An 11,784-nucleotide genomic window follows, 5' to 3' on the forward strand; every position below is an offset into this window, starting at 1 on the left:
CCTTATCCGAGTTCTCCGGCCAAGCCTCTTAGCCTGACCCTCATCCTCTTCGACTTCTCAAGGACTTCGGCAAAATCTGAGTTTTCCATTATATATATTTCGGTTTCCGGAATGCTTATGTTCGAAAGCATCTCAAACGCCTTTTCCCTCTTCTCCATAAACAGCCCTATCACCTCCGCCTCGCTCATTGCAGTGGAGCTGATTATCGCGATATCAGCGTGTTTCAGAGCGTACTCATTTCCGTTGAAGGCTATCGCCACACCTCCCATACTCCTGGCAACCTCAAACATCTTGTAGTCGGATATGCTATCCCCCACAACAACGGGAAAGTCGATACCCATCGACTCACAGTAATTCCTCATAATCTCCGCTTTCTCTCCAGCTCCAATTGCCTTAACCGATTCAACGATTTCTTTAACATCTTGGCGGGAAAAAAGTCTGTCAAGCTCTCTGAAAAGCTCTTCCCCGTTCAGCGAGGCTATGACGTCAATCATATCCAGTAATTCCTTTTTCAGGTTTTCTGGGAGGCTTATGCTATCAAAGTCCACCTCAGTGCCGTGCAAATCACCCTTAACGCCAATCATTTCCGCGGTCTTTTTCAGATACTGCGTGTAGGAAGTGGATATCACCACAGGCTTCCACTTCTCCTGCAACCTTGCCATCGCCTTCTCCGCATCCGGAACAAACCTTGCCGAAAGCTCAGCGATTCTCTCAACATCTCTGTTTTTTATCTCTGCCGCAGCAAGAAACGGTGTGAGGAGCTTCAGAGTGTATCCCGCCTCATATCCCTCCTTTTTAACCTCATACGCCAGATAATCATCATACTCGCTGAGGTTACCGAAGAACCTCGCATTGTTGAAAACTGCCATGCAGAGTTCGAGGGCAAAGTCTGTGAGTATCCATGGCCCTTCCCAGTCTGTGAAGAACATGGTCTTTGTTCTTTCCCCAAAAGATAACTTTTGTGCTTGCTTTTTCAATTCACTTCCCCAAAAGTTTTCTACCCATGAACCGCCTTAAACATCCAAATATCCTCTATTTTGAGGTTTGAAGAATAATTGACGAATTCTCGCTGTTTGCAACGATCAACTAGACTTACGGCGGTCCGATCCAAAACACTTAATGTCATCACTCAGCCTAACGACTTTTTGCATCCCATTTCGATGCCTCACAACAATGTTCCGCGATTCAAGGTTTTTGAGTATTCTCGAAACAGTTGCGTGACTCAACTTGGTTCTTGCGACAATTTCGCTTTGATTCATCTCACCATGGTTCAGGAGACATTCAAGTACTTTTCTCTCATTTAGGTCGAATAGATTCAAAAATTCATCTTTGAGAGCGACTGCAGAGTTTGGATTGTTATCTCTGTGTATAAAATACACAGCAACTAACAAAAGTCCCACGAAATAGTTCAGCAGTAGCCCAATTAAAACTGCAAATGACCAGAAATAGGGATTCTTGCCTTTTCTTCTTGCATCATAGTAGATAACCGGCGGGATACTTAACACAGCAATCAGCACGATTAGTTCATACAAGCCTGGGATCACAAACATTCACCTCTCTTTGTCGTAAGATATACGGCGACATAGGAGGTAGCTAAGGCTAAAGATAAAATTGTGATCAGCATTAAAATTGATTCTAACGAGATGTGGCCAAAAATTAATTTTATGATGGCAAGGCTCATTATTGAAGACATGAAAAGTGCTGAGGAGATGTACAACATAAACTGTGCACCAAGATATTTTAAAGGTATATTGAATCTAAATTTTTTAATATTGAACATGAAGAAATTTAATTCCGTTAATCCCACAATTACTGCTGCAAAAATTCCTGAAAATTTAGAAAGTACGTAGAATGTGTTGTGTTTCATCTCATCAATCTTTGCCTGTAGCTCTTTTAACCTTTCACTTCTGTAATATATGTCTACTGCAGCGGAACTGATTGTCTTTATATATTCATCACTTTTGTTAAGAGGTGTTTTAAGTTTTACATACGCCTCTCCAAAAAGGGCGTGTGTGGGAAGTCTATTTGAGTAATACTCCTTGAACTCTTCAGGATACTTCAGGATTATGTCTGCATCTGTGGTAAATGGAAATTCTGCTATACCTGCAACAAGTAGTTCAACATTCTGGTTACCGTGCAATGGACGCAGTAATACAGTATCCCCTACTTTTAAATTGAGTTCTGTCGCCAAATTTTTAGAAATTATTACGCCAGCCCCATTCCCCCCTTCTATCAGCTTGGGGATATAGTTTGTCATATTCAGCTTATTGAGGTCGCTAATAAGGATTCCTGTAGCTCGATGATTATTAAGGTTTAAATCTGCAATCAACACAAAAACCACCTCATCAACAAAACTTTTATTTGAAATTTCATTGACAAGACTCTCGTTTATCAGAGCCGTTACTTTTAAATCATAGTCTGAGCTAACGAGTGGAGCAAGCTTCTCCTGACAATACGAGGAGCCTAATTCACTATAGTACAACGAAGATGAGACCATTAATGATAGCAACAGCATATTCAAAACAAATCTTTTTTTATTATTTCTTAGTTTAAAAATAAAAAATAATTTGTTCATGGTATCAACTCGACGTTACTCCACATACAAATAAGCTGTTGCAAAGTAGCCCCAAAGCGTTCCACCATGATCAGGATCTGCCCCGGCCTTCGCTACGTATGTGCCAGTGTCGGAGGCATAAGTCTCAACCTTTGCCCAGTATGTGTACGGCTCGAAGAAATTCCAGCCGCTCTGAACTATCTCCCATGCGCCACCAGGTATGACCTGACAATCTGCATGGTAGTGTATTTCTGGATTCCTTTTTGGCAAGTGTCGTGGCACTCGCGCACAGCACCAACCCTATTGCAACAATACACATAGCTAATTTTCTTATGGTCACTTAGCAACACCTCTTTTTACTTGCAATGTGTGATGAAAAAGCAAATAACTTTTTCTTGAAAAAGCTGAAAAAACCGGAAACATAGTTTTTTGTGCTATCTTACAAACATAATTGATGTATAACTTCTACCAGCTCCAAGAATCATCGATATGAAGCTTTTAAGGCCAAAATGCATTCCTTAGGGATAGTCATTATTCATGTTGAGATGAATATTGTGTAAATGCTCTATACTTTTTTAAATAAAAAACTTTCAAAACTCTAATCCGTAAATTTCCTCAATCAGTTCAAGAAGCCTCCTTATTGCCCTCTCGCTTATTCTGACCTCATTCCGTCTGGGGCATACCGAATCTGCGATAACATCTTCACCATCAAAAACAGCGGGATAAAGTCTGCATCCCTCCGGGCGATGTTCGTAGATTCTGCATCTGTTGTGGGAGTCGAGGAAGAAGCATTTTCCGTTTACATTTCTCAGCCTTATGATTTTGCCATCCCTTACCGCGAAATCCCTTTTTGAATACCCCAAAGCCTCTATTCTGGCGATGTCTTCTTTAGTGAGGGGCATTTCTGTCTCAATGCAGCACTTCCCGCAAAAGGTGTTCCCATCAAAGCAATTCACAGATACTTCTTCAAAATCTTCGCCATTCCGGTTGAGTACTGAATTGCCTTCTTTTCCTTCCATGCTATCTCCCCTGGCAGGTAATTCTCGGCTATTTTTCTCAGAATGTACTTCCTTATAACCCTTCCATCTACTCTTCTCACTTTGTACTCCGGAGGTATTTTTATGGCCGCATCAATAACATCCCATCTCAGATATGGCGTCACCAGCCTTATCTCACTCCTGTAAGCCAGTTTGTTGTCCCTGACGAGGTTTGAATCCCCTATGGACTTCAGGTCTCTTACGATAGCGTCTTCAAGCTCGTATTTGTCCATGCTCTCGTACCTCTTGTACCCGCCAAAAAGCTCGTCAGCACCCTGCCCGAAAACTATCTCCGTAAAACCGAGCGTTTTAGCAAACTGCATTGTAAGGTAAACGGGAACTGCAATTGAAAGCTGAAGGAAGTCGTCGGTTTCAACTGTTTTTATGACGGTCTGAACTGCGTCCCTTATCTCATCCTCTCCAACCTTCAGTATCTCAATCTCCTTCCCGAGCATCTTTGCAGCTTCCCTGAGCCATTCCTCCTCAGCTTTGCTTGCAGTCACAGATACAAGAGGGAGGTCGTAGAGGGCTGCGAGCAGCGACGAGTCAACCCCTCCAGAGAAGGCTATGCACCCAACTCCCGGTTTGTAGCTGCTCAGGGAGCTTATAATCCTCTCAACCATCTCGTCAACATCGGCCTGTCCAACTTTAAAAACGTCCTCGAAAGTAAATTTTTTTCTCTCCTGAATCTCCCCTGTGTAGTCTATCTTGAGCACCTCTCCCGGCATTACCTCGTAAACCTCTCCGTCGATGTAAGATTTGAAGGATGAAATGCTCATGTCGCTGCCGTAGTATAGCGGTTTTCCGCCAAGAACATCGCGGGAGAGAAATATGTGAGAAGGACGGAATGCAACGACTGAGTAAAAAGACCTCAGCCTCAAAGGCATCTCGTCAGCATATTTCAAGTTTGGAACTTCCTCCGAGTCGAAGAAGATGTTTCCTTCCTGCCTTGAGGGATACCTTGCACTCGCGTAGATCCTGCTTGCCCTTCTGCTCTCGCCATCAAACTCTGGAAATGCATATATTGCCACAGCTACACTTCACCATTCAGTTATTTAAAATCCCCTCAGGAAAGGAAGTTCTTGATAGCCTTTTTCAGCTTCTCCGCAACAACTTTACCATCAACCTTTCCCCTGAACTCCTTCATCACAAGACCCATCAGCGGCTTGAAGGCAGCTTCTCCCCTTTCAGTAATCAAATCAGCCTTCTCTTCAACCAGCTTAGCGATGAAGCTGTCTATGTCCTCAGCCGCACCGATTGTCTCCTTCAGCTCCTCTGCTGAGTAGTTGGGATTCTCAGACAGCAGCTTTAAAGCCTCCTCCGCCCCTTCCTTTGCAATGTCACCATTGAGAATCATGTCGAGCACAAGCCTGTAGTGCCTCTCCTCAAGCTTTTCGATATCAATACCTTCCTTTCTGAGCATTGCCGGGACGAGATGCAGCACTCTCGCAACAACAGTTGGCTGCAGCTTTTCCGAATACTCCTCGAAAATCTGATAGTAGAGGGAGTCCGCAATTTCCCAAGCGAGGTCTTTCGGTAACAGCTTTTCGTACCTCTTCGCCCTGTCCTCTATCAGCTCGGGAATTTCAACATTCAGCATTTCTTCCGTTATAACAACCGGAGGAACGTCTGTTTCCGGATACATTCTCGCAGCTCCGGGTAACGGACGGAGATACGATGTTGTGCCGTCCTCATTGGCCTTTCTCGTCTCCTCTGGAACTCCAATCAGACAGTACTTCGCCCTCTCGATTATCCTTCTCAACGCTCTTTCGACCCTCACAGCATCTCCCGCAGCCATCACGACCGCATCGTTGCTTCCTACACCAACGAAATCCTTAAGCCTGCTAACTTCCTCCTCGCTAATGCCGTAAGCGGGAAGCTCGTCCGTGTGGAAAATACCCCCAAGACCGTACGTTTTTGCGATGTCCGCAAACTCTGTTCCAATCCTTCTGCCCGGCTGTATTTCCCTGCCAACGATGCCTGCAAAGCCCTTCAGAAGTATGGCCTTCACTGTCTTGTTCTTTATTATCTTCGACTTCGTATTTTCGAATATTTTTGTAACGTCAAAAATTTTCTCTACAACCTCTGCTCCTCTTTCTATAAGCTCTTCCCTTATTTTGAGAAGGTTAACCTGCCTCAGCACCTCATACTCAACAATCTTGTCCAGAATATCTAACTCTTGGACACCCTTAATTTCAACTCTTGCCCCATCCCTTATGCTGATGTTTACATCCTGCCTTATGGTTCCCAAACCCCTCTTAACTTTTCCAGTTGATCTGAGAATCATTCCAAGCCTTGCCGCCACCTTTTTGGCCATCTCAGGGGAGTCAATGTCAGGATCGGTGCCTATTTCAACGAGGGGTATTCCGAGCCTGTCGAGGGAGTAGACAGCATACCCCTCTCCTTCCTCAACCTTTCTGCATGCCTCCTCTTCCAAACAGAGTGTGGAAACACCCACCCTTCTCCCGTCAACCTCCAGAAAGCCGCCAAATGCCACCAAGGCAGTCCTCTGAAAACCAGTCGTGTTGCTTCCATCGATGACTATTTTTCTCATTACATGCACTTCATCCACAACCTCCATGTTCAGCATCTTTGCCACTTGAATTGCTATCAGCAAAGCTTCCCTGTTGAGCTCCCTTGGCGGTTCTTCATCAGCTTCAACAAGACATGTAGTGTCGTAGTACTTGTATGTGAACCTTCTACTTCTCTCAACCTCCTCCTTTGCCGCTCTATCTTCTTCCCCAATTTCACTTCTCTTCAGTCTAAGATACCTGAAAAATTCGAAATTCGACTCCTCAACTTCTCTCGTTACAGTCGGGCAGAGGCAGAAAAGCTTGTGCTTGGTGTCGAGCTGCTGGTGGATTTCTATCCCGACCTTAAGCCCCAGGTCTTTGTAATCCATCATCTCACCTTAAGCGATATCTTCCGCAGATAGTTCTCACTTCTAACATCAACCACGTAAGCTTCGGGAGCGATTGTGGGGAGATGGTAGCCGGTAAACACTCTCAAAACCTCCCCGGCCTGAATGCTGCAGGTCAAAGCGTATGAAATGGGATCCCTTTTTATCTCCGGATACTCTATCTCCCAGAATTTCACTCCGTCGGGCAAAAAAGTGGTAATGATGTCTGGGATGAACGGTGCACCTATCTTTTCCGCAATTTCCGCCATAATCTCGATGTTCTTGTGCGCGACAACCACATCAATACCTCTTAGAAGCTTTCTAAGCTCCGACTCGCTTTCAGGATATAAATAAGAAATAACGCACGAATCTGACGACATCGGATGAACCACATCGTAGTTGTTCGCTTCCAAGGGGTCGATTGTGCAGTCAAGTCTTGAATCTACTGGAGAAACGTAGTCTGAAATGTATCTTATGCAGCCCACACCGCTCCTCCAGAGTATTTCCATGAGCATTCTGCTTCCTACAACTGCCACGCTGAACTTTCGCAGGTACTCTATTTTTTCCTCCTCTGCCATTCCGTGCCAGAAGATGTGCTTCATCAGACTTCTTCGAACCTTTCCTTCAGTTTTTCGAGCACTTTCGGCAACGTTGTATACTCCATATCCTCACTCGGCAATCTGTGCGGCTCAAATGGCCCGTGACGGCGCATGTATTCGGCAATCTCCATTGCCTTCTGCCTCGTGTAGTCGAAGGCGGGGTCATCAAACATGTCAACCGGCCCTACAATCTTTCCATTGGCAAGCTGGAATCCAGCAGCTATACACCGTGGTGGGCCGTCAAATCTTGTGCATTTTGAATATTTGAAGGGAACCGGCATGATAGGTCCGTTATGGCTGCCCCTCATCCACCCGCTTACGAGGTGGGGGAAAGCGAAGGCTTCAAGAACCTCTCCCACTGCCGGCAATCCGCTCTGAGCCCTAACCAGGGCAACAGGATCATCCTTGCCCACGTACTCTCCAGCAATCTCGTAGAGCTTTTCTGTGCTGATTACCGCAACAGGCTCATCAGCCGGAAGTTTTCCACCTTCCTTCGGGAACACCCTCTTAATCACAAACCTGCTCTTTCCTCCAATTAGAGCAAGGATGTCGTACATTTCCTCCGGAGTTCTCATCAAAACTCTCTTGCTCTCCTTAATATCCCATATTTCAAAAACGAAGCCCTGATGCATTGATGGGTCGATAACAAGCCCAGCAGTGTTGAATGGATCAGCAAACATTCTAAATATGGGCATGTTGAAGGCTCCGGGTTCGGTTTTATCCATCATGAATGCTATTACCGGCTCAGCCTCTCTCTCGGTAAACTCCATTTCAGCCACACCCGGCCCCAGGCCCCTAACATTTCCTGAAAAGGCATCTTTCAGCAAATCCTGCCCTGCACCGTAAAGCTTCAACTGCTTGGCAACACCTGCAGCCTTTTCAAAGGTCTCCCAGGCGAGCCTGTGAATTTCCTCGTTATCAACACCTTTTTCGTGGGTCATTAGCAGTTCAAGGTCATCACCAGCATTGAATACTCTGAAATCAATAATTAAGTCGGAATCAACTGCGTTTTTCAAATTCTCCTCAGCCGCCTTTTTCAGCTCATCAGGGACTGTTGTGTGCCCCGCCACGCTACCAACATCCGCTTTTATCAGAGAAACGGTTACCTTTCTCATGATAGGATGATGATGCGTAAACAATTTAAACTTTAAGGTTTATGATAGAAGGACGTGATAACTATGCTGGAGCGTGTGCCCACTGGGATACCGGGATTTGATGAACTTTGCAGTGGTGGATTGTTGAGGGACAGAAGTTATCTTGTTTCCGGCCCATCCGGTTCCGGTAAGACCATTTTCGCCATGCAGTATCTAGTTAATGGTATTGAGAAGTACAACGAACCAGGAGTATTTGTTGCCACAGAAGAAAGGCCTCAGCACCTCAGAGAACACTTTTTGACGTTTGGCTGGGACCTTGAGAAGTATGAAGATGAAAACATGCTTGCTATCGTTGACGCAACCTCGACAAAGATAGGTTTGCCTTCAGATGAGAGATACATTGACGTCAGGCCTTTTGACACTCGCTCTCTGCTCGACCAGATCATCACAATTCAGGATGAGATTGGTGCGAGGAGAGCGGTTGTCGACTCAACAACATCAATCGGCTTTACGATATCCGATCCAGCCAAATTTAGAGTAGAACTCCTGAAAATCTCCACGACCATGGAGATTCTCGGCCTCACCTCAATACTGACCTGTGAGGTCGTTGAAGGTGGAGGAGACAAAATAAGCAGATTCGGTGTTGAAAACTTCGTCGTCGAGGGAACGATAGTTCTCTACTACACGAGAATAGAGAACACAAGAGTTAGGAGCATTGAAATCTTCAAGATGAGGGGAACGAACCACAGCAGCAAGATTCATCCCTTCGAAATTACGGAGAACGGAATTGTGGTATATTCAAAGGAAGAAGTGTTCGCTTAACGGAATCTTCTGACAACAAAATTTTTCAGGTTCAGCGGGTCGGAGAAGTGGAAAAGATTGGCATTTCCGCTTAGCTTGGCCATATTCTTACATAGCTCGAGGAATCTCCCCTCCTTACCGAACATTATTATCTGCAGCCTCGCTTCAACATTCCGCATCTTCTCAGCTTCTTTCAACGCACACCTCCATGGTGTTAAGTAGGGGTTGTAGCTTGAAGTTGGTTCTCCATCCGAAATAAGAAAAACCACGCCAGTACCTGAGCTTCCTTTCAGTATTTTTCTTGCTCTTTTCAAAGCGAGACCGATGTCAGTTCTCCCCCTCGCTTCCAGGTTCAGAATCTCTCCCTCCTTTATCTCATGAGCTCTGTGGTTGAAGGCTATCACTCTCAACTCGTCATTGCCCCCAGCTCTCCTTATCGCCTTTCTCAGGCAGAGGGCAGCTTCAATCGCCCCAATGATTTTTCTTCCCCTCATTGAGTCGCTCACGTCTATCAGCATTACATAAACGCACCTCTCAGTGTGCTTCGGCTGCCTTGCCACCATTTCGTTCTCGTTAAGCTCTATTTCACCTCTCATCGCGGACTTCAGCAAACTTTCAGCAAGGTCGATGTTGTCGTAGTGGTGAGTATAGGGGTCGTACTCAACCACTCTCTCACTTGAAAAGATTGACTGGCCAAGCTTCTCCGTTTCATGCTCCCCGTAGCTTCTTTTGTCGAGGTTTTGAAGACTGAGTGACAGGACTTTCTCAGCCAGAATGCTTTCAGCTTTGGCAGTGTAGTTAATCACCTTTCTGTGGAGTCTCGTTTCGACTTTCTCTATGTATCCTAATTCCTGCAGTTCATCAACAACTTCATCAAAGAAGTTGTCAACAATCTGGCTCATGCTGAGTTCTTCTTTGCCTACATCACCACTCTTAAGCATCTCCTTGAGCTCTTCCCACGCCTTCTGTTTTGCATCCTTGAGTTCCTTATTTTTCTCTGCCCAGTAGTTGCTCATGAACCCGAATGTTTTCATGAGGTCTTTGAAAAAGGATGAGTACATTTCGAAATCCTTTGCCATCTCTGGATTCAGGTGCTTTCTGATAAGTTCTGAAACGTCAAAATCTCCAGTGTCCCTGTGATAGGGGTTGAAGAGGGAGTAAAGCAGGTCTTCAGCTATTTTCTCCAAACCACTCTCGCTTTTCTGGCAGAGTGAGCATTCAGGCTTATCTGTCGTAGGCAAGGTAGGCATAAACCCCTTCCTCCTGCTTCTCCACCAAACCAGTGCACCTCGCAATCGCCTCCAGAGTGATTTCCAGTGCGGAGTTCATTTCCTCCTTTCTTCGGGAGATAGATGATACAAAGGCCCAGAGGTTTCTGTAGTCTTCCAAACCATTTGAAGAGTAAACGTCAATTTCTCCAATTTCAGACAGCTCCTCCATCATACCGCCGAATATGTTTCTCGGTATGGCTGCATAAACCTCTCCGCAAACCGTGTCGATGGCGTCATTAACAACACCCTTAACAACCTCATCCTTGCTTAGCTCATCTTCGTAATCCACCTCAAACCTGCTTTTCAGAGCCAGACTCAGATTTGCAAAGTCTTTACCGTAATCTGCAAACATTACAGCCTTTCTGCCGTTTCTCATCGCAGACGCTGCAACATGGTCAAAGGCCTTTATCGTCGCTCTGCAGCTTGGCTCAACTTCAATTCTTGCAGAATATCTGCAATTATTGCTCCTCATGCATCTCACTGCTGATGCAATAATTTTCAGGTGCCATTCGGGAATTAAAGAGCCGTCGAGTGTCATGTTCCTGAGACCGACCGCTATCTCCTCCTCTATTGTTTCAGGTGGCCCTATGTCTATCTGCTCCATCCTGTCGAGAAGGGGCTCCTTAATGTCTGAAACGCCCTTGTAGTTCGCGGGATTTGTTGACGCGATGACAAGAGTGTCTATTTTCATTGGAACTATGTCCCCTTCTGGAGTGGTAATCTGCCTCTCCTCAAGAAGCTCGTGGAGAAGAGTCTGGAGGGCTGAAGGGATGGAGCCAAGTTCGTCGAAGTACGCGATACCTCTGTGAGCTTTCAGCACCCTTCCCGGAGTGAACACTTCAGGGTGGTCGAGCTCATAACCTTCCTTTATTTTCTGAAGGCTGATACCACCAATAAGCTGTCTTGTCGTCATCATCGGATCTCCGGCAATCCTTATCCATTTCTTGGGGATAAAAACGAGTTCAACCTCATCCTCCTCAAACAGCTTCTTCTTGCATGAAAAGCAGGTGGGTTGTGTGGGGTCGTCGTGGATTCTACACCCCTTAATTGCAAGTATCTTGTCCGGCAAAAGCTTCGAAATGGCCTTTGAAAACGTCGTCTTTCCGTAGCCCTTCTTGCCCTTAAAAAGGATGTTTGATCCGCTCATTAAGGCTGTCTTGACCATCTCCTTCTCCTTCTCTTTCCCTATTATCTCTTCAAACGGGTCGATGCCTTTTTTCTCAAATTCGATGAGCTTTTCCCTGATATAATCCGAAACGCTCTTTGAGTGGTAGTTAACAAGCTCTTCATCCCAGATATCCACCTCTTCTCCGTTGAGAATGAACTTTGGAGCGCTTCCCCTTTTTATTTTCACATCTTCGAATATGTAGTCCATTGTTGAATATTTGGTCAGGGTTTATATTTCAGTTTTGGTCGCTTTTAGAGGGTATGTCCACATTACCAAAACCTATAAATCTGAAATATAACACCAAATTATGCAATCAGTAAAGGAAATTGTTAAGGAGCCTAAAGTATTCGAAAGGAACAAA

12 protein-coding genes are annotated in these 11,784 nt (G+C 45.2%); 1 reads left to right on the forward strand and 11 read right to left on the reverse strand.

The annotated features are described in order from the left end of the window. Positions 1–2 precede the first annotated feature (2 nt). The 9 genes from H0Z19_RS05620 to fbp all read right to left on the reverse strand — a co-directional run bounded on the left by H0Z19_RS05620 (position 3) and on the right by fbp (position 8,204). A complete protein-coding gene (locus H0Z19_RS05620; protein ID WP_290724646.1) occupies positions 3–929 on the reverse strand; it encodes a hypothetical protein in 927 nt (308 codons plus the stop codon). Between the two features lie 153 nt (positions 930–1,082). Beyond that, entirely contained in the window at positions 1,083–1,550 is a 468-nt protein-coding gene (locus tag H0Z19_RS05625; protein ID WP_290724648.1) for a MarR family transcriptional regulator, read from the reverse strand. Next, a complete protein-coding gene (locus tag H0Z19_RS05630) occupies positions 1,541–2,575 on the reverse strand; it encodes a hypothetical protein (RefSeq protein WP_290724651.1) in 1,035 nt (344 codons plus the stop codon). Before H0Z19_RS05630 ends, H0Z19_RS05625 begins: the two co-directional genes overlap by 10 nt. A gap of 15 nt (positions 2,576–2,590) precedes the next feature. Continuing rightward, positions 2,591–2,836 (reverse strand): hypothetical protein, encoded by a 246-nt coding sequence (locus H0Z19_RS05635; protein ID WP_290724652.1) that lies wholly within the window; start codon positions 2,834–2,836, stop codon positions 2,591–2,593. Positions 2,837–3,144: 308 nt separating this feature from the next. Further along, complete coding sequence (locus H0Z19_RS05640) at positions 3,145–3,573, reverse strand: YkgJ family cysteine cluster protein (RefSeq protein WP_290724654.1); 429 nt, start codon at positions 3,571–3,573, stop codon at positions 3,145–3,147. Then, on the reverse strand, positions 3,507–4,622 hold the full coding sequence (locus H0Z19_RS05645) for an asparagine synthetase B (protein WP_290724656.1): 1,116 nt from the start codon (positions 4,620–4,622) through the stop codon (positions 3,507–3,509). Before H0Z19_RS05645 ends, H0Z19_RS05640 begins: the two co-directional genes overlap by 67 nt. Before the next feature lie 35 nt (positions 4,623–4,657). After that, positions 4,658–6,496: a Glu-tRNA(Gln) amidotransferase subunit GatE gene (gatE, locus tag H0Z19_RS05650; RefSeq protein ID WP_290724658.1), complete on the reverse strand. Its 1,839-nt coding sequence runs from the start codon at positions 6,494–6,496 to the stop codon at positions 4,658–4,660. Then, positions 6,493–7,092 carry a hypothetical protein gene (locus tag H0Z19_RS05655; protein WP_290724659.1) on the reverse strand — a complete coding sequence of 200 codons (600 nt, stop codon included), beginning with the start codon at positions 7,090–7,092 and terminating at the stop codon, positions 6,493–6,495. Before H0Z19_RS05655 ends, gatE begins: the two co-directional genes overlap by 4 nt. Beyond that, positions 7,092–8,204 (reverse strand): fructose-1,6-bisphosphate aldolase/phosphatase, encoded by a 1,113-nt coding sequence (fbp, locus tag H0Z19_RS05660; RefSeq protein WP_290724660.1) that lies wholly within the window; start codon positions 8,202–8,204, stop codon positions 7,092–7,094. The genes H0Z19_RS05655 and fbp overlap by 1 nt, the downstream gene beginning before the upstream one ends. A 63-nt stretch (positions 8,205–8,267) precedes the next feature. Between fbp and H0Z19_RS05665 the strand changes: the two genes are divergently transcribed. After that, the gene (locus H0Z19_RS05665; protein WP_048064392.1) at positions 8,268–9,005 is read left to right on the forward strand and encodes an ATPase domain-containing protein; all 738 of its coding nucleotides are present in this window, start codon (positions 8,268–8,270) and stop codon (positions 9,003–9,005) included. Here the strand turns inward: H0Z19_RS05665 and H0Z19_RS05670 are convergent. After that, a complete protein-coding gene (locus tag H0Z19_RS05670; RefSeq protein ID WP_290724663.1) occupies positions 9,002–10,234 on the reverse strand; it encodes a VWA domain-containing protein in 1,233 nt (410 codons plus the stop codon). The genes H0Z19_RS05665 and H0Z19_RS05670 overlap by 4 nt on opposite strands. Then, entirely contained in the window at positions 10,209–11,630 is a 1,422-nt protein-coding gene (locus H0Z19_RS05675; RefSeq protein ID WP_290724665.1) for an ATP-binding protein, read from the reverse strand. Before H0Z19_RS05675 ends, H0Z19_RS05670 begins: the two co-directional genes overlap by 26 nt. Positions 11,631–11,784 lie beyond the last annotated feature (154 nt).

The organism is Archaeoglobus sp., assembly GCF_017656475.1.
Lineage (GTDB): Archaea > Halobacteriota > Archaeoglobi > Archaeoglobales > Archaeoglobaceae > Archaeoglobus.